18 protein-coding genes and 1 tRNA gene are annotated in these 24,797 nt (G+C 60.3%); 9 read left to right on the forward strand and 10 right to left on the reverse strand.

What is annotated here, in order from left to right; all coding sequences use genetic code 11:
- Positions 1-119 precede the first annotated feature (119 nt).
- Together ACORLH_RS08340 and ACORLH_RS08345 are read left to right on the forward strand one after the other, a co-directional pair.
- Positions 120-851, forward strand: coding sequence for a GNAT family N-acyltransferase (locus tag ACORLH_RS08340; RefSeq protein WP_321832222.1), 732 nt, complete (start codon positions 120-122; stop codon positions 849-851).
- Positions 852-979: 128 nt separating this feature from the next.
- Positions 980-2,794: an ABC-F family ATP-binding cassette domain-containing protein gene (locus ACORLH_RS08345; protein ID WP_321832223.1), complete on the forward strand. Its 1,815-nt coding sequence runs from the start codon at positions 980-982 to the stop codon at positions 2,792-2,794.
- 87 nt (positions 2,795-2,881) lie between these two features.
- Here ACORLH_RS08345 and ACORLH_RS08350 read toward each other — a convergent pair whose 3' ends face one another.
- The 7 genes from ACORLH_RS08350 to ACORLH_RS08380 all read right to left on the reverse strand — a co-directional run bounded on the left by ACORLH_RS08350 (position 2,882) and on the right by ACORLH_RS08380 (position 10,805).
- Entirely contained in the window at positions 2,882-3,640 is a 759-nt protein-coding gene (locus ACORLH_RS08350) for an SDR family NAD(P)-dependent oxidoreductase (RefSeq protein ID WP_058244090.1), read from the reverse strand.
- 107 nt (positions 3,641-3,747) lie between these two features.
- Complete coding sequence (locus ACORLH_RS08355; RefSeq protein ID WP_321832227.1) at positions 3,748-4,812, reverse strand: AbrB family transcriptional regulator; 1,065 nt, start codon at positions 4,810-4,812, stop codon at positions 3,748-3,750.
- Positions 4,813-4,956: 144 nt separating this feature from the next.
- A tRNA-Gly gene (locus tag ACORLH_RS08360) sits at positions 4,957-5,030 on the reverse strand.
- A gap of 36 nt (positions 5,031-5,066) precedes the next feature.
- Positions 5,067-6,287 carry a DUF2235 domain-containing protein gene (locus tag ACORLH_RS08365; RefSeq protein WP_321832229.1) on the reverse strand — a complete coding sequence of 407 codons (1,221 nt, stop codon included), beginning with the start codon at positions 6,285-6,287 and terminating at the stop codon, positions 5,067-5,069.
- Between the two features lie 80 nt (positions 6,288-6,367).
- Positions 6,368-8,416, reverse strand: a complete 2,049-nt coding sequence (locus ACORLH_RS08370) for an ASKHA domain-containing protein (protein ID WP_321832230.1) — start codon at positions 8,414-8,416, stop codon at positions 6,368-6,370.
- A gap of 132 nt (positions 8,417-8,548) precedes the next feature.
- On the reverse strand, positions 8,549-9,508 hold the full coding sequence (gene speB, locus ACORLH_RS08375; RefSeq protein WP_321832231.1) for an agmatinase: 960 nt from the start codon (positions 9,506-9,508) through the stop codon (positions 8,549-8,551).
- A gap of 133 nt (positions 9,509-9,641) precedes the next feature.
- Positions 9,642-10,805 carry a CaiB/BaiF CoA-transferase family protein gene (locus tag ACORLH_RS08380; protein ID WP_321832232.1) on the reverse strand — a complete coding sequence of 388 codons (1,164 nt, stop codon included), beginning with the start codon at positions 10,803-10,805 and terminating at the stop codon, positions 9,642-9,644.
- 284 nt (positions 10,806-11,089) lie between these two features.
- Between ACORLH_RS08380 and guaB the strand changes: the two genes are divergently transcribed.
- Positions 11,090-12,538, forward strand: coding sequence for an IMP dehydrogenase (guaB, locus tag ACORLH_RS08385; RefSeq protein WP_321832233.1), 1,449 nt, complete (start codon positions 11,090-11,092; stop codon positions 12,536-12,538).
- Between the two features lie 106 nt (positions 12,539-12,644).
- On the opposite strand, the gene ACORLH_RS08390 is transcribed toward guaB, so the two are convergent.
- Positions 12,645-12,989 carry a RidA family protein gene (locus ACORLH_RS08390; protein WP_321832234.1) on the reverse strand — a complete coding sequence of 115 codons (345 nt, stop codon included), beginning with the start codon at positions 12,987-12,989 and terminating at the stop codon, positions 12,645-12,647.
- A 161-nt stretch (positions 12,990-13,150) separates the two neighbouring features.
- Here ACORLH_RS08390 and ACORLH_RS08395 point away from each other — a divergent pair, with 161 nt between their 5' ends.
- Together ACORLH_RS08395 and ACORLH_RS08400 are read left to right on the forward strand one after the other, a co-directional pair.
- Positions 13,151-14,308, forward strand: a complete 1,158-nt coding sequence (locus tag ACORLH_RS08395; protein WP_321832235.1) for an RsmB/NOP family class I SAM-dependent RNA methyltransferase — start codon at positions 13,151-13,153, stop codon at positions 14,306-14,308.
- Between the two features lie 101 nt (positions 14,309-14,409).
- Complete coding sequence (locus ACORLH_RS08400) at positions 14,410-16,734, forward strand: ATP-binding protein (protein ID WP_321832236.1); 2,325 nt, start codon at positions 14,410-14,412, stop codon at positions 16,732-16,734.
- 10 nt (positions 16,735-16,744) lie between these two features.
- Here the strand turns inward: ACORLH_RS08400 and ACORLH_RS08405 are convergent, their stop codons facing one another.
- A complete protein-coding gene (locus ACORLH_RS08405; protein ID WP_321832237.1) occupies positions 16,745-17,341 on the reverse strand; it encodes a sulfotransferase family 2 domain-containing protein in 597 nt (198 codons plus the stop codon).
- 194 nt (positions 17,342-17,535) lie between these two features.
- Between ACORLH_RS08405 and recA the strand changes: the two genes are divergently transcribed.
- The 4 genes from recA to ACORLH_RS08425 all read left to right on the forward strand — a co-directional run bounded on the left by recA (position 17,536) and on the right by ACORLH_RS08425 (position 22,714).
- Positions 17,536-18,603: a recombinase RecA gene (recA, locus tag ACORLH_RS08410; protein WP_058244079.1), complete on the forward strand. Its 1,068-nt coding sequence runs from the start codon at positions 17,536-17,538 to the stop codon at positions 18,601-18,603.
- Positions 18,604-18,779: 176 nt separating this feature from the next.
- Entirely contained in the window at positions 18,780-21,437 is a 2,658-nt protein-coding gene (gene alaS, locus ACORLH_RS08415) for an alanine--tRNA ligase (RefSeq protein ID WP_321832238.1), read from the forward strand.
- Positions 21,438-21,545: 108 nt separating this feature from the next.
- Positions 21,546-21,833 (forward strand): DUF1330 domain-containing protein, encoded by a 288-nt coding sequence (locus ACORLH_RS08420; protein WP_321832239.1) that lies wholly within the window; start codon positions 21,546-21,548, stop codon positions 21,831-21,833.
- Between the two features lie 104 nt (positions 21,834-21,937).
- Positions 21,938-22,714 carry a class II glutamine amidotransferase gene (locus ACORLH_RS08425; RefSeq protein ID WP_321832241.1) on the forward strand — a complete coding sequence of 259 codons (777 nt, stop codon included), beginning with the start codon at positions 21,938-21,940 and terminating at the stop codon, positions 22,712-22,714.
- 72 nt (positions 22,715-22,786) lie between these two features.
- Here the strand turns inward: ACORLH_RS08425 and typA are convergent, their stop codons facing one another.
- Complete coding sequence (typA, locus tag ACORLH_RS08430; RefSeq protein WP_321832242.1) at positions 22,787-24,604, reverse strand: translational GTPase TypA; 1,818 nt, start codon at positions 24,602-24,604, stop codon at positions 22,787-22,789.
- Positions 24,605-24,797: the final 193 nt, after the last annotated feature.

The raw sequence follows: 24,797 nt of genomic DNA on the forward strand, positions 1-24,797 counted from the left end.
GCAAACAGCCACAGCTTTCGAATTCTCAGCACCCCGGGGCCCAGTGTCACCGGGGTGACATCTATTGCGTGATAGGGCCGGGCCTACTAGCTATAATGGGCAGAGTGGTGGAGCCGCCAATGTTGTCACTGAAAAAAGGGCGCTATGTAACGCGCCTGGCTGAGACCGACGCCGACCTTCGGGCGGCCCAGATGCTGCGGCATCTGTCGTTTCATGGCCATCTGGGTCTGGACGAAGACCGCTACGATGACCTCTGTGTGCATGTCCTGGTCGAAGAGGCGCGCTCAGGCCGTTTGGTCTGTTGCTTCCGCCTGCTGCCGTTTGAAAACGGTGCGGCGATCGAGCGGAGCTATTCGGCGCAGTATTACGAACTTTCGGGCCTGCGCGATTTTGAAGGGCCGATGGTAGAAATGGGCCGGTTCTGTATTCACCCCGAGGTGCAGGATCCCGATATCCTGCGGGTGGCCTGGGGCGCGATGACCACCTTTGTGGATGAGATGGGGGTTGAGATGCTGTTTGGCTGCTCCTCCTTTCATGGCACCGATGAAGAGAACTACCTGGACAGCTTTGCCATGCTGCGGGATCGCCACCTGGCGCCAAAACGCTGGCTGCCACGGGTGAAGGCGCCGCAGGTCTTCCGCTTTGCGCAGAAACTCCGCCGCAAACCGGACGCGAAACTGGCGATGCGCCATATGCCGCCTTTGCTGCGCACTTATCTGATGATGGGTGGTTGGGTCAGCGATCATGCGGTGGTGGACCGGCAGATGAACACGCTGCATGTGTTTACCGGGCTTGAGATTGCTGCGATCCCTCCGGCGCGCAAGAAATTGCTGCGGGCGGTGGCGGGGTAGGCCGAGCGGTTGGGGGCGCTGCCCCCTTGGCCTGACGGCCAATTCCCCCGGAGTATTTTGGGAACGATGAAAGGGCGCGGGCGCGCTGCTTGCTTGACCTAAATGGGCCGCTGACGTAGCAGCGGGGCATGGCACGTATTCCTTTGCTCCAACTGAACGAAATCTCGCTGACCTTTGGCGGCGATCCTGTTTTTCACGACCTCTCGCTGATGGTGCAGCCCGGTGACCGGGTGGCGCTGGTCGGGCGCAACGGGTCCGGTAAATCGACCCTGATGAAGGTGATGGCTGGACTGGTCGAGGCCGACCAAGGCCTGCGCGTGGTGCCGCCGGGTGTGTCTGTCGGCTATATGGAGCAGGAGCCTGAGATGAAGGGCTTTGCCACCCTGGGCGATTTTGCCGCCTCGGAACTGGAACCGTCTGAGATGTACCGGGTTGAGATGGCTGGTGAAGGGCTGAAATTTGACCCGGCCCGGCCGGTAGAAACCGCATCGGGTGGTGAGAGGCGGCGTGCGGCTTTGGCGAAGTTGATGGCGGAAGCGCCCGAGTTGATGCTGCTGGATGAGCCGACCAACCACCTGGACATCGAAGCCATCGCCTGGCTGGAAAACGAACTGGCCACCACACGGGCGGGCTATGTGCTGATTTCACACGACCGGGCTTTTTTGCGCGCCCTGACGCGGGCGACCCTGTGGATCGACCGGGGCCAGGTGCGGCGGCAGGAGAAGGGCTTTGACGCCTTTGAGGCCTGGCGTGACAAGACCTGGGAAGAAGAAGACATCGCGCGCCACAAGATGGACCGCAAGATCAAGGCCGAGGCGCGGTGGGCCGTCGAGGGCATTTCGGCCCGGCGCAAGCGCAATCAGGGACGTCTGCGGGCGTTGCATGCGCTTAAGGATGAACGCTCCAGCCAGATCAAACGGCAGGGCGCGGCGGCGTTGGAGCTGACGGCGGGCCCGAAATCTGGCCGCAAGGTGATTGAGGCCAAGGGCATCGCCAAGACCTATGGCGATAAATCGATCCTCAAGAATTTTGACATCAAGATCCAGCGCGGTGACCGGGTGGCCTTTGTGGGCCCCAATGGTGTGGGCAAAACGACGCTGTTGAAAATGTTGATGGGGCAGGAAACCCCGGATGAGGGCACGGTGGTGCATGGCACCAATCTGGTGCCGGCGATCTTTGATCAGAGCCGCGCCCAGCTGGACCCGGAGATGAGCCTTTGGGACAGTCTGACTGGCGACCCTGAGATGCGGGTTTCCGGCAAGGCCGATCAGGTCATGGTGCGGGGGCAGCCGAAACATGTGGTCGGCTATCTGAAAGAGTTCCTGTTTGATGAGCGTCAGGCGCGGGCGCCGGTGCGCTCGCTTTCGGGGGGTGAAAAGGCGCGGCTGCTCTTGGCCAAACTGATGGCGCGGGAAAGCAACCTGCTGGTTTTGGATGAACCGACCAACGATTTGGACATTGAGACGCTGGATCTGCTGCAGGAGTTGCTGGATGACTTTGATGGCACGGTGATGCTGGTCAGCCACGATCGCGACTTCCTGGACCGAGTGGCGACCACCACCATCGCAATGGAAGGCAACGGGCGGGCCACGGTCTATGCTGGCGGCTGGAGCGATTACCAATCGCAAAAGGGCGAGGCTGCACCGAAGGCAGAGAAGGCGGCCGCTGAGCCGAAGAAAGACAGCAAGCCCGCTGCGAAAGAGGCGGCAAAGCCTGATGGGTTGTCCTTCACCGAAAAACACCGGTTGGAGGAGCTGCCGGCGGTGATCGAACGGCTGGAGGCGGAGATTGCCAAGCTGGAGGAGTTCCTGATGGACCCGGACCTTTTCACCAAGGAGCCGGTGAAATTCCAGAAGGCCACTGATGCCTTGGTCGAACGCCAGGAGGCGCTTGGCAAGGCGGAGGAGGAATGGATGGAGCTGGAAGAGAAAGCCGCCGGTTGAGGCGACTGCTTTCGGTGGCACCTTAGCTGTTTTACAAACAAAAAAGGCGGGCCTGAGGCCCGCCTTTGTCGTTCTCTCAGGATCGGATCACATCATCCGCAGCGCGCCGTCGATGCGGATGGTTTCCCCGTTCAGGTAACCGCATTCGACGATGAACTTGGCCAGACGGCCATATTCACGCGGATCGCCCAGACGTTTGGGGTTGGTGACCGAAGCCGCCAGACTGTCCTGTGCTTCTTGCGGCAGGCCGGCCAGCATTGGCGTCATGAAGATGCCAGGTGCGATGGTCATCACCCGGATACCATTGCGGGCCAGATCACGGGCCAAGGGCAGGGTCAGACCGACAACGCCGCCTTTGGAGCTGGCATAGGCCGCTTGTCCGCGCTGACCGTCAAAGGCCGCGATGGAGGCGGTGTTGATGATGACACCGCGGTTGCCGTCCGGCTCCGGCGCATTGTCCTTCATCGCATCCGCGGCAAGGCGGGCGATGTTGAAGGTGCCGGTCAGGTTCACATCGATCACCTTGCGATAGCTTTCCAGACTGTGAATGCCATCGTCTTTCTTCAGCGTGGTCTCCGCAATTGCGATGCCGGCGCAGTTCACGGCGGCGTTGAGGCCACCCATGGCCTCTTTGGCCGCACTCAAGGCCGCCTGAACCGAGGCCTCATCGGTTACATCGGTTTCCACAAAGGTGCCGCCCAGTTCAGCTGCGACCTGCGGCCCACGGGTGGTGTCGCGGTCCAGCAGGGTGACCTTGGCGCCTGCTTCGGCAAAGACGCGCGCGGTGGCTTCGCCCAGACCCGATGCGCCGCCAGTGATGACTGCGCAGGTTTTGTTCATGTCCATGTGGTGCCTCCCATCCGTTGAATTGAACAAGCGTTCAGTAACTCGGTAACGCTTCGTCGTCAGCCTGTCAAAGCCGGGCGGGGAAATGGCGGGAAAAGGACGTAGCGTCAGCCGCGGCCCCGCAGTCCCATCCAGCGCGCGGCCACCCCCATGCCGATCACCGTCAGGAAGATCCGGTAGATGTGGTGCAGGGTGACCAAAGCGGGGTTTGCATTAAGGCTCAGCGCCACCAGCGCCATTTCGGTGACACCACCGGGGGCGTAGGAAATCAGCAGAATGTCAAACTTCACACCGGTCACATGCGCCACCAGCAGGGCCAGGGCCAGGCCAAGGCCCAGCATCGCCGCGACAGACAGGAAGGACAGCCAGGTCGCGCGCAGCATGGATTTGCCGCGCATGCCAGCAAAGCGCAGCCCCAGTGAGGCACCGATCACCACCTGCGCGGAATTGATCAGCCACTGCGGGATCGGCAGCGGGGCCAGCCCGGTGCCGGATACAATTGCCGCCGCCAACAGCGGGCCGGTCAGCTGCCCGGCGGGCAGGCGGATCCAGCGGCCCAGAATGGTGCCGGCAACCCCAACGGCCAGCGCCAGCGGCACCGCGTCCAGCCCAACTGGCGTCACCTCAGTTGAAATACCCGAAGCGCTGCCAAGCGGCACGCCGTACCAGATCGACAACCCCAGCGGCAGCAGTGAGATCACCAAGATAATCCGCATGAACTGCAGCATGGTCAGAACCTGCAGGTTGGCACCGGCCTCCTCCCCCATGGCCAGCGATTCCATCAGCCCCCCCGGGGTGCCAGAGAAAAACGCGGTGCTGCGGTCATAGCCGCCAATCCGGCGGAAAATCTGATAGTTGGCCGCATGGGCCAGCCCGGTGAACAGGGTCAGCGCGATGATCGAAATGCCCAGGGCAGGGATCTGCTGCAGGATCTCACTGGTGACCTGCGCGCCAACCATGACGCCGATGATGGCCATGAAAAACATCCGGATCGGCATGGGGTAGGCATAGCCGTCCGGCAGGCGATGGGCCTGAAACATCGCCACCGCGCCTGAGGTCAGAAGCGCGCCCAGCATAAAGGGCAGCGGCATCGGCGTAAGCGATGCAACAAAGCCCCCTCCGGCAGACAGAAGGGTCAAAAACAGCGTGGCGGCCAACATGCGCGGTGTCATGGTCTTGCGATCTCTGGATGTGAGCCCCATCCATTTCACAGCTTGATGCTAAGGGCAAGGTGGGCAGATCCGATCCGCGCTTGGCACGTTAAACCGATCGGCCAAACAGGCCAGACGGCAACCAATTGAAACTGTTGGGAGAGTTGGAGCGGGTAGCGGGAATCGAACCCGCACCTTAAGCTTGGGAAGCTCGCATGATACCATTTCACCATACCCGCGCTCTGCCCCTGAGGTATCCAAGCCCGCAGGGAAGGTCAATACGTTCCGGTTGCCTTTTCTTCGTCCTCATCTCTTTGCTGAAACCCCTGCAGATTGACCGGATCATAGTCTGCCAATTCCTCCCGCCGCTGGAAGGCCGAAGGATGGATGTCGGCGCCCTGTGGAATGTAGCGCGGCTGGCAAAGCGGCCAGTAATAGCCAAACATACCTTTCTGATTGGGCCAGCGGCTGCGCCGGGTCAGGCGGGGCAGTATTTCCAGCAGCAACCACGGCTTGGGGAAGGTCAGCTGGCTATGCAGCTTGGCGGTTGCAGACGGGGCTGAGATCTGCAGCTTCATCCGGCGGGTGACCTCATCCTCTTTGCCCATCACGTAGCGCTGATAATAACGTTCGCGGAACTCCAGTTTGTCCACCTCCAGCGCGTCCAGCTCCTGCCGCATCCACTGCATGGTCACCTTTGCCAGGCCTGCCTCGGCCTCGGGCACGCTGCCAGCGACATCGGTATGGGTGCCGGGGAACCAGACCTGTTTGACATCCTGTGGCGGCGGATCGTTCTTTGTTTTGAACCGGTTGCCATAGTATGTCTGGCCTTCCGTCCAGAACTGATGGCGGAAGAAACGGCGCGCCTCATCAATGGATAGCGCGTGGCGTACCGCCTTGACCGAAGGGTTTTCATCGACGCTGGAATGGGTGCCAAACTCCAGAAATGTGCCCCAGCGCAGCCGGATTCGGATCATCGAAGACACCGTATCCCAAAGGCCCAAGAAACGGATCGACGGGTGACGCATGTGGAAAAACTGCTGGGAGATCCGCAAAGGCGCGTATTGCTCATTCGGCCCGCCCTGCCGCAACTTGCGCCAGGCTTTGAACACCGGACCGATCAGGTGCAACTCATGTGGGGCGACAAGGCCGAAATCGTTGATAAAGCCCGCCAGCACACGCGCCGTATAAGCACCACGGGAATAGCCAAAGAAGTAGAGCCGGTCACCATCGCGGTAGTTCTGACAGAGGAAACTATAGGCATGCATGACGTTTTCATGCAGCCCCAGCCCCGCCGCCAGTCCCAGCGCCAGTTTGACCTTGCCAAAACTGTTGCGGGCAAAGGGCCGGGTGGAGAGGGTGCCAACCCCGGGTTCATAATAGACTAGTTGGTTTTCATCGTGTTTGAGGCATTTGTAGAGCCTCAGAATATTGCTTTCGTTCTTTTCAATCTCATTGCCGGTGCCATCAAAGCAGACAACCAATTTGCGCGACATGACGCCCCCCGTTTTTCAAAATGGCTTCGTTGAAAATACCGGGGAGTATACAGGATCAGGCTGCAATTTCCAATTGTAGGCTAGCCGCGCCGCCGCCGTCTGCGGCGACCGCCCTCAGCGCCGTCGCCACCGCCGGTGTTGAAGTTGACCTCGGGCAGGGTGACCACCTGTGACAGTTCCGGGAAGGGATCGCTGGCATGTGGGATCGCATTGGCGGCGACGAAATGATCCTGAAACTTGGGCTCCACCGCGGTTTCGATTTTGGTGATGTCGCGCACCAGTTTTTCGATCTCGGCGCGTGCGTTTACGTTGCACAGCGCAATCCTTGCGCCGGTGCCTGCGGCGTTGCCTGCCGATTGCACCTTATCCAAGGGCACATCAGGGATCATGCCCAGCACCATGGCGTGTTTGGCGCTGATATGGGCGCCAAAGGCGCCGGCCAGCACCACACGATCCACCTTGTCGACACCGCGCTGATCCATCAACAGTCTTGCGCCTGCATAAAGCGCGGATTTCGCCAGCTGAATGGCGCGAATGTCGCCCTGGGTCACGGTGATGACAGGGCCACCATCGGCGGAGCCATCCCAGATCAGATAGGAATGGGTGCGCCCGTCGGGGATACAGCGCGGCGTGCCGGTAGCCTCAGCCGATCCGATCAGACCAGAGGCGTCCAGCAGGCCGGCAATGCGCATCTCGGCCACCGCCTCAATAATGCCGGAACCACAGATGCCGGTGATGCCCGTGGCTGCCGCCGCCGCAGCAAAACCATCTTCATTCGACCACATATCAAGGCCGATGATGCGGAACCGCGGCTCCTTGCTGGCCGGATCAATCTCAATACGTTCAATCGCCCCCGGTGCCGCCCGCTGACCTGAGGAGATCTGCGCCCCTTCAAAGGCCGGACCGGTGGGGGAGGAACAGGCCAGTACCCCCTGGGTATCACCCAGCAGGATTTCGGCGTTGGTGCCCACATCCACCATCAGCGCCAGATCTTCGGACCGTTGCGGCGCCTCAGACAGCGCCACGGCAGCGGCATCCGCGCCAACATGGCCGGCAATGCAGGGCAGGGCATAGATCCGCGCCTGTGGTGCCATTGCGGTCAGATCCAGCGCTGTAGCAGGCAAGGACAGCGCATCAGAGGTCGCCAGCGCAAAGGGCGCCTGACCCAGCTCCACCGGATCGATCCCCATCAGCAGATGGTGCATCACCGGGTTGCAGACGATCACCGCCTCCATCAACCGTTCGGCGGGCACCTCAGCCTGTTTCAGCAGATCGGTGACCAGACCGTTCAGCGCCTCGCGCACGGCGCGGGTCATTTCCTGATCGCCGCCGGGATTCATCATCGCGTAGCTGACGCGGCTCATCAGATCCTCACCAAAGCGGATCTGCGGGTTCATCACACCCGAGGAAGCCAAGACCGCACCGTCGCTCAGATCACAGAGATGCGCCGCGATGGTGGTCGATCCAAGGTCAATCGCCAGACCATAAAGCCCGCCCTCGGCCAGGCCGGGCCAGATATCAAGGATCCGTGCCGGTCCCCCGCTGTGGTCCTGATGCAGGGCCACGGTGACTTGCCAGCCGCCTTTGCGCAGGGCCGGTTGCAGCTTGGTCAGGATCGGCAGCTCGGCCTCAACACGGTCGATCTGCCACTGATCTGCAAGTGCGGTCTTCAGCCGTTCAAAATCGCCGGTGGGGGCGTGCATGTCAGGTTCTTCCACCGCAACCATGACCAGCCGGGTGGCCGGGGCCATTTCGATCACCCGGGTATCGGCGGCCTTGCGCACCACCTGTTTGTGGACCTGACTTTCGGGCGGCACGTCGATGACAACGTCCCCCTCAACCTTGGCCTGACAACCCAGGCGGCGACCATCCAGCAGGCCGCGTTTGTCCTTGTAGCGCTGCTCAACGGCGTTCCAGTCTGACAGCGCGTCTTCGGCCACGGTGACGCCGTGTTTGGGGAAGTCACCAAAGCTGGGGGTCACCTGACATTTGGAACAGATGCCACGCCCGCCGCAGACGGAATCCAGATCCACCCCCAATTGCCGTGCAGCATCAAGGATGGGCGTGCCCTTGGCAAAATGTCCGCGTTTGCCCGAAGGCGTAAAAATCACAAGGGGATCAGTGGTCATGGCGTGCCGGTCTTAGTTCGCGTGGAGCTAACATAGCGGCAGAGCCAAGCACGAAAAGTGAGAAAGGCGGCATATGCCGCCTCAACCGCGTCATGTGACGGGACTTTAGCCAAGTTTGTCGGGGGCGCGCTCTTAACGGTGCCCTTTTTCGTGAAAGATAAACCCCAGGAGGTTCAGCAACACCTGCGCCGCCAGAATCTGCGTGCCGCCTGAGGGATCATAATCCGGAGCAACCTCAACCAGATCGATGCCCACGATCTCATTTCGGCCTGCAACCTGCTGCAAAAGCTCCAGAACCTCATAATAAAGGAACCCGCCATGGCTGGGGGTGCCGGTGCCCGCCGCGATCGAGGGGCAAAAGCCGTCAATGTCGATGGTGACATAGACCTTGGCACCTTCGGGGATACGGGCCGCGGTGGCCTCGGGCCCCAGTTTGCGCATCTGACGCACTGACAGGATGTCCGATCCCATCTCACGCGCCGCGTCATAGCCTTCCTTCGCGGTGGAGGAGACGTTGCGGATCCCGACCTGTGTCAGCCCAGTCACATAGGATTTTTCAGCGGCGCGGCGCATCGGGTTGCCGTGGCCATAGCGCACGCCGTGACGTTCATCGACAAAATCCAGATGGGCGTCGATTTGCAGGATGTGAATGTCGCCCTGATCGTCAAAGGCGTTGATGCAGGGAATGTTGACCGAGTGATCACCGCCAATCACCACCGGCAGGGCACCGGCCCGCAGCGCGGTGCGCACGGCGGTTTCGATGTTGGCATGGCTTTTCATCGTGTCGGTGTGCACGATGTCGGCATCCCCCATATCCACGATGTTCACGGATCCGGGCAGATAGGTCGCTTCATCCTCGTGGTCATAGGCACCGGCATGGCCAAAGCTGAAGAGGGTTGAGGCCTCGCGCACCGCGCGGGGGCCGAAGCGCGCGCCGGACCGCCACTGCGTGCCCGCATCAAAGGGGGCGCCGATGACGGCAACGTCTGCCTCCAGCTTGTCCCAGTCGGGCTGGTAGACCCGCTTGCCAAAGGTCGAAATCCCCACAAAGGGCAGATCCAGCCGCCCGCCTTCATAGCCATGATCTGCCATGAGTAGCCTCCCAATTGTCTTGATCGGGGCAGCGTGGCGAAATCGGGCGGTGCTGGCAAGCCGCAGCGCGACATCGGGCGCGCGCTGGGCGACTTTTTTACAGTGGGCAGAGGTGCTTGCCCAATTTGATGGCCTAGACAGTCTGTCCGGCTTGCCCCTCAAGCCAGCGCAGAATGGCCGCGCGATCACCGTCCAAGGCCGGGGAGGGTTTGCGCGTTTTGGGATCGCTCAGCCCCGACATTTTGATCGGGTTGCCGGCGGCCGTGTAGCGCGGGGTGCCGTCTGCATCCAACACGTCAACAACCATGTTGCGAGCCAGGATCTGCGGGTCCTGCATCACCTCGGCCACGTTTTGGATCGGCCCTGTCGGCACGCCGGTCGCGGTCAGCACCTCAATCCAATGGGCTTTGGATGCGCCCAGCGTTACGGCCTCAATCAAGCGCTTCAGCAGCCGCGCATTTTCACAACGCGCCGGATTGGTGGCAAAGCGGGAATCATCCGCCAGAGGCAGCTGCAATGCCTGACACAACCGGGCAAACAGCGCGTCATTTCCCGCCGCGATGACAAACAACCCGTCCTCAGCATGGAAGGTTTCAAATGGCGTGATCGAAGGGTGCCGCGCGCCTGAGGGGCGGGGGGGCTCACCAGTGACCGAGGTGATCGCAATGGCATGTTCCAGCAGCGCCAGCTGGCAATCCAGCATCGCGATATCAACCTTTTGCCCCAGCCCGGTGTCACGCCGGTGCAGCAGGGCCGCCAGAATGCCCTGGGCCAGAAACATCCCAGCCACGATATCCCCGATTGATGCGCCCACCCGCACCGGTTCGCGGTCGCGTTCCCCGGTGATGGACATCACACCACCACGGGCCTGCACCACCATGTCATAGGCCGGTTTCAGCGCCTCAGGGCCCGTATGGCCAAAGCCGGAAACCGCACCGTAAATCAGCGCCGGGAACCGTTTGTGCAGATCCTCCCAGCCATAGCCCAGCTTCTCCATCACGCCGGGGCGATAGTTTTCCAGCACCACATCGCTCTGCGCTAGCAGCTGGTCAACGATCGCGCGATCCGCACTGTCTTTCAGATCCAGCGCAATGCTTTCTTTGCCGTGGTTGATGGTGGCGAAATAGGCGCTTTCCCCGTCTTTGAACGGGGGGAATGCACGGGTGTCATCCCCAATGCCGGGGCGTTCCACCTTGATCACGCGGGCACCAAGATCCGCCAAAGTCATCGAGGCATAGGGCCCCGCCAGAACATGGGTCAGGTCAAGGATGGTGATTCCGGAAAGGGGGGCGCTCATATCAGGTTCCTACTGGGGTCAGGGTCTAGGGGCAGTATCTCGGGCAACACGGCCTGGGGGCGCGGGCTTCAGCGTGGTGATAGCGCCATCAGACGTGGCGACCTTGATGCAGATCAGGCGCGCCCGATTTTCGCTGATCCTCCCCACGATTTGCGGGTGCAATTTGCCGGTGCAGTTTGCACCTGCAGCGAAAACTTTGCCTCTGCGCCCTCTCAGCCCTTTCCACCTCTGGCTTTCTGTGTCATAGGGTCACCGCCAAACGGGGTTATGCATGAGGACGGGTTATGCAGATTCGTGAGGCTCTCACTTTTGATGATGTTTTGCTGGTGCCGGCGGCTTCCAGCGTGTTGCCAAATACGGCAGATACGCGCACGCGGGTGACGCGGGAAATTGCCATGAACATTCCGCTGCTGAGTTCGGCAATGGACACCGTGACCGAGGCGCGGATGGCCATCGCCATGGCGCAGGCTGGTGGCATCGGCGTGATCCACAAGAACCTTGATGTGGCGCGTCAGGCCCAAGAGGTGCGTCGGGTCAAACGGTTTGAATCCGGTATCGTTTACAACCCGGTCACCCTGACCGCCGATCAAACGCTGGCAGATGCTAAGGCATTGGTGGAGCGTTACAAATTCACCGGTTTTCCGGTGGTGGACAACGACGGTCGCGTGGTTGGCATCCTGACCAACCGTGACATGCGCTTTGCCAATTCCGACGATATGCCGGTGCGGGAAATGATGACCACGCAGGATCTGGCGATGCTGGCAGAGCCTGCCGATCTGGAAGAGGCCCGCAGCCTGATGCGCGCCCGTCGGATCGAAAAATTGCTGGTCCATGATGGTCAGGGCAAACTGACCGGCATGTTGACCCTGAAAGACAGCGAAATGGCCGTGCTGAACCCCGATGCCTGCAAGGATGATCTGGGCCGTTTGCGGGTGGCTGCGGCCTCTTCCGTTGGCGACAGCGGTTTTGAACGCTCTGAGGCGCTGATCGATGCGGGGGCGGATGTAGTGGTGGTTGATACCGCCCATGGCCACTCCGAAGGTGTGCTGGAAGCGGTGAAACGCATCAAGGCGCTGAACAGCAAGGTTCAGGTGATCGCAGGCAACGTGGCCACCGGTGAGGCAACCAAAGCGCTGATCGATGCGGGTGCGGATGCGGTGAAGGTCGGGATCGGCCCTGGCTCCATCTGTACCACCCGTATGGTTGCCGGCGTCGGCGTGCCCCAGCTGACCGCGATCATGGATTGCGCCGCGGCGGCGGGCGATGTGCCGGTGATTGCCGATGGCGGCATTAAATTCTCCGGTGACTTCGCCAAGGCGATCGCGGCAGGGGCCTCCTGCGCGATGGTCGGCTCGATGATCGCGGGCACCGATGAAAGCCCGGGCGAGGTGATCCTCTATCAGGGCCGTTCGTTCAAATCCTACCGTGGCATGGGCTCACTTGGCGCTATGGCGCGTGGGTCGGCCGACCGTTACTTCCAGAAGGATGCCGCCAGTGACAAGCTGGTGCCCGAAGGCATCGAAGGTCAGGTGCCCTATAAAGGCCCGGCAGGCACTGTGATCCACCAACTGGTGGGCGGCTTGCGCGCGGCCATGGGCTACACCGGCAACGCCACCGTGGATGAGATGCGCACCAAATCGAACTTCGTTCGCATCACCGGCGCGGGTCTGAAAGAAAGCCATGTGCATGACGTGCAGATCACCCGTGAAGCGCCGAACTACCGCATCGGGTAAGACAACGCGTTCCGCTGAATGATCCGGCGGACGTTGATCCAGACAATAAGAGCGCGTGGCTTCAGCCCCGCGCTCTTTTCGTTTCAGATACTTAGGTTGTTATGACTTAATCACAAGCCGCCGTGATGATGACCTCAACCAGCAGCTCTGGCCGGGCCAGCTTCGCTTCGCCACAGGCGCGGGCAGGGGCGTGACCCACCGGCGCCCAGGCATCCCAAACCTCATTCATCGCGGCAAAGTTCTTCATGTCTGACACCCAGACAATGGCCTGCAGGATCTGCTCTTTGCTGGATCCCGCCTCGGCCAGCAGGGCGTCAACACGCGCCAGGCACTCACGGGTCTGTCCGGCGATATCATCTTCGGCTTTGCCAACCTGCCCGCACAGGTAAACCGTGCCGTTGTGTTTGACGATCTTGCTCATCCGCTGACCGGTGTGCATGCGTTCGATCATGGTATTCTCCTTCCTGAAATCTGTCTGCGCTTGTGCCACATAGGTTTACCGGGTCAAGCCTGACGGGCTGGCGGCGCGCAACGCTGGTGCCTTGAAGCGCCACGATGCCACTGATATTCCCGCCGGGAACTGACGCCCACCGCCCAGATGAGGACCATGCCATGACCCCAGCCGCCCGCTATGGCGCCGCCATTGAGATCCTGGACCAGGTGCTTGCCGGCACCCCGGCCGAAAAGGCGCTGACCACATGGGCGCGGCGTTCGCGTTTTGCCGGTTCCAAGGATCGGGCGGCGATCCGCGATCATGTTTTTGATGTCTTGCGCCGCAAACGCAGCGTGGGCGTCTGGGGCGGCGGCCTCACCGGACGCGCGATGATCCTGGGGCTGATCCGGCAGCAGGGGCTTGATCCAGCGAGTGTTTTTTCCGGCGAAGGTCACGCGCCTGAAGGCCTGAGCGCGGCCGAGCAAACCGCCGGCCAACCAGCGGAAGGCGCTGATGCTTTGGATTTGCCAGACTGGATGTTGCCAGAGGTGACGCAAAGCCTGGGCGACAAAACGGAGGCCTATGGCGAAGTGCTGCGCCACCGCGCACCGGTAATGCTGCGGGTGAACAGCCGCAAATTGGACCGCAATGCCGCGATCACCAAGCTGGCCGATGAAGGCATCAGCGCAGAGGCCGCGGATGTGGCGCCAACCGCTTTGCGGGTCGTCGAAGGCGCCCGCCGCATCAACAATTCTGAGGCCTATCGCAATGGGCTGGTGGAGCTGCAAGACGGCGCCAGTCAGGCCGTGGTTGAGGCCCTGCCGCTGCGCGATGGCCTTCGGATCCTTGATCTTTGCGCGGGTGGAGGAGGTAAATCGCTGGCCATGGCCGGTAAGGTTAACGGCAGCTTTTATGCCTATGACGCGCATCCGCAGCGGCTGCGGGACCTGCCGGAACGGGCCAAACGCGCCGGGGTGAAGATCACGCTTACCAAATCCCCTGAGGCCGAGGCGCCTTTTGATCTGGTGCTCAGCGATGTGCCCTGTTCCGGCAGCGGCAGCTGGCGCCGCTCGCCAGAGGGTAAATGGGCCCTGACCGAGGAAAAGCTACATGATTTGAACCGCTTGCAGGATGAAATCCTAAAACGGGCGGCATCGCTTCTGGCGCCCGGCGGGACCTTGGCCTATGCCACATGCTCGGTCTTTGATCGTGAAAATACCGCCCGCGTTGACCAGTTTCTGGCCCAAAATTCAGCCTTCGCGGCAACCTTCCAAAAAACCTGGATCCCGGGGGATGACGGGGATGGTTTCCACCTGTCGATCTTGACAGGGGCCTAGGGCTGCGCAACTCTTCGTTGCGTAAATTAACCTCAATTATTCATAGTTGATTAAGTCTTTGCTGCAAAAGTCGACCGAAGCAATTGAGCGAGGCGCTATTGGTGCAGTCACAGGAACTTCAGTCCGGCACGCCCCCATCCTCCATTTCGGCAGGTGGTGCGGATAACTCTGGCAATAGCTGGGGCGTCGCCCTATGCGCTGTGCTTGGCGGCGGTTTTCTCCTGGCCGCGCTTATCGTTTCTGAGGAGTTGGGCAAACAGTTGGCAGCCTTTGGCTTTAGCCTGCTGGGGGTCAGTTTTTTCGCCACTGTTGGCACCGCTCTCTACGCCCGATTGCGCCATCGCAAACTGAAACGGGCGGCGCGCATTTTGAAATACGATGCAGCGCCGACGTTGGTGTCAGATGCCTTGGGCCGGGTGCATTACGTGAATGAAGCCGGTCACAAACGGTTCCCGAACGGCCCCTTGCTGACCGTTGCAGACGCCCTGCAGGAGGTTTTTGCCAAACCGGCAACGCTGCTGATGCGGTTGCAGGCGCAGGCCAGTCAACTTGGCTCCGCCAGCGAAGATGTGGTGACCCGGCGTGGGCATCTACGTCTGACCGTGCATCGCTTTGACAAGGATAGCTTTTTATGGCGGATGGAGGATGTTGGCGCAGGCCCGGCGCGGCAGCGGTCCGGCACAGGGTTGCCAATGCTGACCATTGGCCGGGGCAATGTGATTTTGTTTATGAATGACGCCGCCCGGCAGTTTTGCGGTGCGCGGCTGCGCTCCTTGGAGCGTGTGTTTCCCGAATTGCCCTTGGAAAGTGGCGGTTTTGCCCTGGCCCTGTCGCCGGAGGGGCCGCGCAATTGCCTTGTCCATATTGTCGATCAGACCATGGGACGTCGTGAGGTCTATTTTCTCCCCATCCTTGCCGGTGACCGCGTGGCGCGGGGCAGCGTTGGCGATTCTGCCTTAGATTTGCTGCCCTTGGCGATCTTGCGGTTGGATCCGGTGGGGCAGATTTTGGGGGCAAATGAGGCGGCGCAGACCTTGCTGGGCATCGATATGTCCGAACCCCGCTTTCTGGAGGATCTGCTAGAGGGGCCGGGCCGCCCGGTGCGGGATTGGCTGAAGCTGGCTTTGGAGGAAAGCACAACACACCAGTCGGAATTTCTGCGGGTTAAGCAACGCGGCGGCGATCTCTTCGTTCAGGTTTCCTTAACCCGTGTGGTGCAAAGTGATGGTCGCCGGCTGCTCGCTGTGCTGAGCGATGCAACTGCGATCAAAACGCTGGAGGAACAATTTGCCCAGAGCCAGAAAATGCAGGCGCTTGGGGAACTTGCGGGGGGAATTGCGCATGATTTCAACAATCTGCTGACGGCGATTTCCGTCCATTGTGACCTGTTGATGCAGCACCGGGATGAGGGTGACGGGGATTTTGCAGATCTTGTGCAGATCCGCCAAAACGCCAACCGCGCCGCCGCTCTGGTCGGGCAACTGCTGGCCTTTTCGCGAAAACAGACCCTACGGCCAGAGGTTTTGGATTTGCAAGAGGTTCTGGGCGACCTTGGCCATCTGCTCAACCGTCTTGTGGGCGAAAAAATGCAGGTCGTGATCGATGTCGACGCGATGCTTAGCAATATGCGTGCGGATCGCCGGCAGCTGGAACAGGTGATGATGAACCTTGTGGTTAACGCGCGCGACGCGATGGAGGGTCAGGGGGAGGTCACGATTACAGCGACCAATCAGATGGTCGTAACCCCGATGAACCGCGATCAGGTCACGGTCCCAATTGGCGAATACCTGTTGGTGGAGGTCGAGGATCGCGGCTGCGGTATTGCACCAGAGAAATTGCAAAAGGTGTTTGAACCTTTTTACACCACCAAACGCACTGGCGAAGGCACAGGTCTGGGATTGGCCACGGTCTATGGCATTGTAAAACAAAGCGGCGGCTATGTATTTGTCGACAGCGTCGAAGGGGAAGGCACCCGGTTTTCGCTGATGTTCCCCGCTGTGCAGGAGCCAATTGCGGCCTCACCAGCCCCCACGCGTCCAAACAATGCGCAGATACAAGGGCAGGGCGTTGTGCTCTTGGTCGAAGATGAAGCACCGGTGCGGGCCTTTGCCTCGCGCGCGCTGCGTCTCTCTGGCTTCACCGTGATCGAAGCCGCCCATGCTGAAGAGGCGTTGGAAATTCTGAAAGATCCGGCGCTACAGGTCGATGTGTTTTTAACCGATGTCATCATGCCGGGGCTAGATGGCCCAACCTGGGTGCGACAAGCGCTTGAGGAACGCCCGAACGTGCGAGTGGTGTTTGTTTCAGGCTACGCCGAAGATGCCTTTGACGGCAGCCATGATGACATTGCGCAGGCGCAGTTTCTGCCCAAACCATTTTCACTGGAGGCGCTGACCGAGACCGTTCAAAGTCAATTCTTGCAGTAGCGGCAGGGCGTTACGCGCCAATGCTATGCCACAGCTCGAAATCCGCCGCGTATTTCCGTTCAAGCTTCGCGCGGGTTTTGGAGTTCAGATCCAAGGCCATGTCGGGGGAGACATTTGCGCGATCAAGGTCCAGCTGGCAATCCAGCCGGGTTTCAAGGAACTGGCGCAGCGGTGCCTGATCTTCATAGCGGAACAAATGCGTCACCCGGGTGCCGTTTGGACGCGGCTCCAGAAACTTGGCCTGACTGCCCACGCGGGCAAAGGCCGGGGCGTCACCCTGACAATAGGCCTGCACGAATTCATCAAAACTGACGTTTTCTGTGGAGTTCGGACGTCCCGACAGGAACGGCCGGCGCCGATATCGATACCAGCTGCCCAGCCAGCTGACCGGTTCGCGCATCACGGCCAGGGTTTCCAATTCGGTGTTGCAGACCTTTTCGAACATCGGGCGAAAGAAACGATTGTAGCGGTAAAGCGGTGCATGCTTCAGCTCGGGCGGATCCTGCACCGACATGGATGCAAGCGGCGCCAGCGCTTTTTCATAGGCCGTCGTGCCGGTTTTGGGCACCGACAGGAACACCAAATTCTGCTTCCAAAACACCAGCATGCGCGGCAGGCCTCATCATTTCTTGCAATTATCTACCTTCTATAAACCATTCCTTAACTGGTTTGGCAAAATATCCTAGGCAGAAAAAACACTTGCAGTGTTCTTGTTTTGGTCTCATATCTGAATTTGAGAACAAGATGAGAACATCCAGGGATTGCCGCGGGGTTGCGGCTGTGGGATAAGGAAATCGAACAATGGCAACGGCAGATCTTCTTTCGATGGACAGCAAACGTAACGCGGACAAGCAGAAGGCGCTGGATAGCGCCCTGGCACAGATCGAACGTCAGTTCGGCAAAGGCTCAATCATGAAACTGGGGGGCGACAATGTCGCGCCTGAGATTGAGGCAACTTCCACCGGGTCACTGGGGCTGGATATTGCCCTTGGCATTGGTGGCCTGCCGAAAGGCCGGATCGTTGAAATTTACGGTCCTGAAAGCTCGGGCAAGACGACGCTGACGCTGCATTGCGTTGCGGAAGAACAGAAAAAAGGTGGCATTTGCGCCTTTGTGGACGCCGAACATGCACTGGACCCGCAATATGCCAAAAAGCTGGGTGTTAACCTTGATGAACTGCTGATCAGCCAGCCGGACACCGGTGAACAGGCGCTGGAGATTGTCGACACGCTGGTGCGTTCGGGCGCTGTCAGCATGGTCGTGGTCGATTCGGTTGCGGCGCTGACGCCGAAATCGGAGCTGGAAGGCGACATGGGTGACAGCAACGTTGGTGTGCAGGCTCGCCTGATGAGCCAGGCCATGCGCAAGCTGACCGGCTCGATCAACCGGTCCAACTGTATGGTAATCTTCATCAACCAGATCCGGATGAAAATCGGCGTGATGTTCGGCAGCCCGGAAACCACCACCGGCGGCAATGCGTTGAAATTCTATTCGTCGGTCCGTCTGGACATCCGCCGTATCGGCGCGATCAAGGACCGTGACGAAGTGGTCGGCAACGCCACCCGCGTCAAAGTGGTTAAGAACAAAGTGTCGCCGCCATTCAAACAGGTTGAGTTTGACATCATGTATGGCGAAGGCATCTCCAAAACCGGTGAATTGCTGGACCTGGGCGTGAAGGCCGGGGTGGTTGATAAATCCGGGGCCTGGTTCTCCTACGCGGATGACCGTCTGGGGCAGGGGCGAGAAAACGCCAAACAGTTCCTGCGTGACAATCCTGATGTCGCCCATGAAATCGAAGATAAGATCCGCGCCGCGCATGGGTTGGACTTTGACATGGATAAGGATGACGACGACATCCTGGAAGCCTGATCGCCACAAAGCGGCCCGCCGCTTCGGATCAGATCCAAAAGCAATCCCGTAAGGAATTGTGACAAAATGCACAGGGCCGGGGCGCAATGCGTCACCGGCCCTTTACTTGCTGTGGACATGGGCCAGTGGGGCGGATACATCAGCCTGAAACCGATCCATTGGGGAACTTCAGGCCAATGCCCAGTCTTAACGAAATCCGTTCGACCTTTCTGAACTACTTCCAGAAACAGGGGCATGAGATTGTCTCTTCCAGCCCGTTGGTGCCGCGCAACGACCCGACGCTGATGTTTACCAACTCTGGCATGGTGCAGTTCAAAAACTGTTTCACCGGGGTGGAAAAACGCGACTACACCCGCGCCACCACGGCGCAGAAATGTGTGCGCGCTGGCGGTAAACACAATGACCTCGACAATGTGGGCTATACCGCACGTCACCACACTTTCTTTGAGATGCTGGGCAACTTCAGCTTTGGTGACTATTTCAAAAAAGAGGCCATTCCTTTCGCCTGGGAACTGGTGACCAAAGAGTTTGGCATCGACAAATCGCGACTGCTGACCACGGTTTATCACACCGATGACGAAGCCTTTGAGATGTGGAAAAAACTCGGCGTGCCCGAGGACCGGATCATCCGCATCGCGACTTCGGATAACTTCTGGCAGATGGGGCCGACTGGTCCCTGTGGCCCCTGCACCGAAATTTTCTATGACCATGGCGATCACATCTGGGGTGGCCCTCCGGGCAGCCCGGAGGAAGATGGTGACCGGTTCATTGAGATCTGGAACGTGGTCTTCATGCAGAATGAGCGTTTCGAAGACGGCTCGATGACTGATCTCGACATGCAGTCGATCGACACCGGCATGGGGCTGGAACGGATCGGCGCGCTGCTGCAGGGCAGCCATGACAACTATGACACCGACCTGTTCAAAGCGCTGATCGAAGCCTCGGCGCATGTGACCAATGTTGATCCCTATGGCGATCAAAACGTGCATCACCGGGTGATCGCGGACCATCTGCGCTCAACCTCCTTCCTGATTGCTGATGGGGTGATGCCGTCAAATGATGGCCGCGGCTATGTGCTGCGTCGCATCATGCGCCGCGCCATGCGGCATGCGCACCTCTTGGGCGCGAAGGATCCGGTTATGCATCAGCTGGTGCCGTCGCTGGTGAGCCAGATGGGCGAAGCCTATCCTGAGCTGCGTCAGGCGCAGCCAATGATCGAGGAAACCCTGCGTCTGGAAGAAACCCGTTTCAAACAGACGCTGGACCGTGGCCTAAAGTTGCTGGACGGCGAAGTGGCCGACCTGGGTGAAGGCGATGCGCTGAACGGTGCAACCGCGTTCAAGCTTTATGACACCTACGGTTTCCCGCTGGACCTGACGCAGGACGCGCTGCGTGAAAAGGGCCTGACCGTGGACACCGATGGCTTTGACGCCGCGATGGAAGAGCAGAAAGCCAAAGCGCGCGCGGCCTGGGCCGGGTCTGGTGAGGCGGCGGATGCCACCGTCTGGTTTGACGTAGCGGAAAACGCCGGCGTGACCGAATTCCTGGGCTATGACACCGAAGAGGCCGAAGGTCAGGTTGTTGCCCTGGTGCAGGAGGGTGCGGAGGTTGAGACCGCAGCCAAGGGTGCCAAGGTGCAGATCGCGGTGAACCAGACGCCGTTTTATGCGGAAAGCGGCGGTCAGGTGGGCGACACCGGGGTGCTGAAAACCGAGGCTGGCGCGGCCCGTATCACCGACACCCGCAAAGCGGCTGGCGTGTTCATCCATATCGCTGAGGTCACCGAAGGTGAGATCGCCAAAGGGGCCGCGGCGCAGCTGGTTGTTGATCATGACCGTCGCAGTGCAATCCGGGCCAATCACTCAGCCACCCACCTGCTGCACGAAGCCCTGCGCGAGGCGCTGGGGGATCACGTGGCGCAGCGTGGCTCGCTCAACGCGCCGGATCGTCTGCGGTTTGACTTCAGCCATGCCAAAGCGCTGTCGGCGGAGGAACTGGCCAAAGTTGGCGCTGATGTGAACCATTACATCCGTCAGAACACCGCCGTTGAAACCCGGATCATGACACCGGATGACGCCCGTGACATCGGAGCGCAGGCGCTGTTTGGTGAGAAATACGGTGATGAGGTGCGCGTTGTCTCGATGGGGCAGGCCGCAACTGGCAAAGGCCAGGACGGCACCACCTATTCGATCGAACTGTGCGGCGGCACCCATGTGAAACAGACCGGCGACATTGGCGCGCTGGTGATCCTGGGGGATTCGGCATCCTCGGCAGGGGTGCGCCGGATTGAGGCGCTGACCGGTCAGGCGGCGCTGGATCATCTGGGGCAGCAGGCCGACACGCTGGCCACCATCATGGGGGCGCTGAAGGCGCAGCCAAGCGAGGTGGCGGAACGTGTGGATGCGCTGATGGGCGAACGCAAGGCGCTGCAGAATGAGGTGGCTCAGCTGCGCCGTGAATTGGCCATGGCCGGCGGTGCCGGTCAGGGTGGCGGCGCTGAGGTCAAAGAGATCAACGGCGTGAAGTTCATCGCACAGGTGCTGTCCGGCGTGTCGGGCAAGGATCTGCCTGCGCTGATCGACGAGCATAAGGAACGTCTGGGTTCCGGCGCGGTTCTTCTGATCGCAGACACCGGCGGTAAAGTTGCGGTGGCCGCAGGGGTGACCAAAGACGCAACCGACAAAGTCTCGGCCGTGGATCTGGTGAAGGCAGCGGTGCCCGAACTGGGCGGCAAGGGCGGCGGTGGCCGTCCCGACATGGCGCAGGGCGGGGGCAAAGATGCTGCCAATGCCGATGCCGCCATTGCAGCTGCAGAGGCCGCGATCAAAGGCTAAGAATTTGAGCTGATGCTCAAAAAATTCGACCTTTTGGTCAAAAAATGATTGGCTCCTCCGGTGGTTTCCCTAAAGTGCGGGGAAACAAGATACGCCGGAGGAGTTATCATGCCCGCACTTTGGATCGCCCACGTCACCGTCACCGATGAAGAGGCCTATGGCAAATATGCCAAGCTGGCCGGCCCTGCGATTGAGAAACATGGCGGCTATTTCATCGCCCGCGCCGCACGGTTTGTGCAGCTTGAGGGCAAGGAACGCCCGCGCAATGTTGTGGCCCGTTTCCCCAGCGTTGAGGCCGCGGTCGAGTGCTACAACAGCCCCGACTATCAGGAGGCCCTGAGCCACGCGCGTGACGCATCCGAGCGTGAGCTGATGGTGGTTGAAACCACGGAATAAGCACTTCTGTGCAAATCGGAAGAGAGGGCTGCGCCTTTCGCGCGGCCCTTTTTTGTGGTCAATGGGGCCATCCACACCCCCAAAGACCCCGCAGGAGAGCCACCATGTGCCGTTGGGCCGCCTATATCGGTACCCCCGTTTATCTGGAAGATCTGGTCAGCAAACCCGATCATTCCCTGATTGCTCAGAGCATTTCGGCCAATGAGTGTAAAACCGCCACCAATGCAGATGGTTTTGGCGTGGCGTGGTACGGGGACCGGCAGGAACCGGGGCTTTACCGTGATACTCATCCGGCCTGGTCTGACCCGAACCTGCGCTCGCTGACCCATCAGGTGAAATCGGGCCTGTTTCTGGCCCATGTGCGCGCCTCAACCGGTACCGCCACCAGCCGCAACAACTGTCATCCGTTTACCTCAAATTGCTGGTCCTTCATGCACAATGGTCAGGTCGGGGGCTTTGAAACCTTCCGCCGCCACGCTGATATGTTGATCCCGGATGAGCTGTACCCCGAGCGTAAAGGTGCCACCGACAGTGAGGCGCTGTTCCTGATCGCGGTGGCTGAGGGGCTTTATGACGATCCCAAAGGCGCGATGGAACGCGCCGTTGCGAAGCTGGAGGCGCTGAGTCGCGCACACGGCCACACCCCGCACATGCGGCTGGCAGCGGCGTTCAGCTGTGGTCAGAAACTGTTTGCTGTGCGCTACGCCTCAGACGAACGCGCGCCAACCGTTTACACCCATATCGGGCCTGAAGGGCAGGGGCGGATGGTGGTTTCAGAACCGCTGCACACCGGCACCTGCTGGGAAGAGGTGCCCGCCGGATCCTTCTGCACCTTCACGGCAGATGAGGCCCAGATTGAGAGTTTTGTGCCGGTCAATTGACCCCAACTGGCGCAAAGAAAAGCCCGGTGGGATCACTCTCACCGGGCTTTTTAATTTGCACATGGCAACCGCTTACTGGTTGGCTTTGGCCATCCGCTTGCGCTCATGCGGATCCAGGTAGCGTTTGCGCAGACGGATCGAGTTGGGGGTCACTTCCACCAGCTCGTCATCGTTGATGTAGGCAATCGCTTCTTCCAGGCTCAGCGTGATCGGGGTGGTCAGGCGGACCGCTTCGTCCGAGCCGGAGGCCCGTACGTTGGTCAGCTTCTTACCTTTCAGCGGGTTCACTTCCAGATCGTTGTCACGGCTGTGTTCGCCGATGATCATGCCCTGATAAACCTTTGCCTGCGCGCCGATCATCATGCGACCGCGATCTTCCAGGTTCCACAGCGCGTAGGCCACAGCTTCACCGTCTTCCATCGAGATCAGCACACCTGCGCGACGGCCGGGGATCGGGCCTTTGTGGGCGGTCCAGCCGTGGAACACACGGTTCAGAACACCAGTGCCGCGGGTGTCGGTCAGGAACTCACCGTGGTAGCCGATCAGGCCGCGCGACGGCACATGGGCGATGATGCGGGTTTTACCTGCGTTCTGGCGCATCTCGGCCAGTTCGCCCTTACGGGTGCCGGTTAGCTTTTCGATCACCGCGCCGGAGTATTCATCATCCACGTCGATGGTGACTTCTTCGACGGGCTCAATGCGCTGGCCGTCTTCTTCTTTCATGATCACCTGCGGACGCGAAATCGACAGCTCGAAGCCTTCGCGACGCATGTTTTCAATCAGAACACCCATCTGCAGTTCGCCACGGCCTGAAACCTCAAAGGCTTCGCCGCCGGGGGTGTCTTCGATTTTGATCGCCACGTTGGACTCGGCCTCTTTGTAAAGGCGGTCACGGATCACACGCGACTGCACCTTTTTGCCGTCACGACCAGCCAGCGGGCTGTCGTTGATGCCGAAGGTGACGGTGATGGTCGGCGGATCGATCGGCTGGGCGTCCAGCGGATCTTCCACGGCGAGGGCACAGATGGTGTCAGCCACGGTGGCCTTCGACATGCCTGCCAGGGTCACGATGTCACCTGCGGTGGCTTCATCAATGTCGGCGTTCTGCAGCCCGCGGAAGGCCTGAATTTTGGTGACGCGGAACTGCTCGATCTTCTGGCCGATGCGGCTGATCGCCTGCACGGTGGCACCCACGGTGATTTTGCCGGATTCAACGCGGCCTGTCAGGGTGCGGCCCATGAACGGGTCCGAACCCAGCGTGGTCGCCAGCATGCGGAAATCATCGTCCTGCTTCTTGACCTGCTTGGGTTCCGGCACGTGGTTGACGATCAGGTCAAACAGCGCGTGCAGATCCTTGCGCGGGCCGTCCAGCTCATGATCAGCCCAGCCCGAGCGGCCCGAGGCGTACATATGCGGGAAGTCCAGCTGATCCTCGTTTGCATCCAGCGAGGAGAAGAGGTCAAACACCTCATCCAGGGCGCGATCAGGTTCTGCGTCTGGTTTGTCGACCTTGTTCAGTACAACAATCGGACGCAGACCCAGGGCCAGTGCCTTGGAGGTCACAAATTTGGTCTGCGGCATCGGGCCTTCGGCGGCGTCGACCAGCAGAACCACACCGTCCACCATCGACAGGATCCGCTCAACCTCACCGCCGAAGTCGGCGTGGCCGGGGGTGTCCACGATGTTGATACGGGTGTCTTTCCACTCAACGCTGGTCGGTTTGGCGAAGATGGTGATGCCACGCTCGCGTTCCAGATCGTTGCTGTCCATGGCGCGTTCGGCCACAGCTTGGTTTTCACGGAAGGCGCCCGACTGCTTCAGCAGCTCATCCACCAGGGTGGTTTTGCCGTGGTCAACGTGGGCGATGATGGCGATGTTGCGCAGGTCCATAAGGCTGTCCTTGGTTGTTCGCCGCCCGGCTATACCGGATTGGGGTAAAAGGCTAGGGGTTTTGCCGCATTTGCAGCCATTCTTTGGGATATAGGGCAAATGTCGTGGATTTCGCGGTTGAAACAGGCGGGCAGACACACGCCGTCGACCCTGGAATTTGCCGCCGTCAATTGTGATAGTTTTGCGACAGCTG

It is taken from the genome of Thalassovita sp., from assembly GCF_963691685.1.
Classification (GTDB): domain Bacteria; phylum Pseudomonadota; class Alphaproteobacteria; order Rhodobacterales; family Rhodobacteraceae; genus Thalassobius.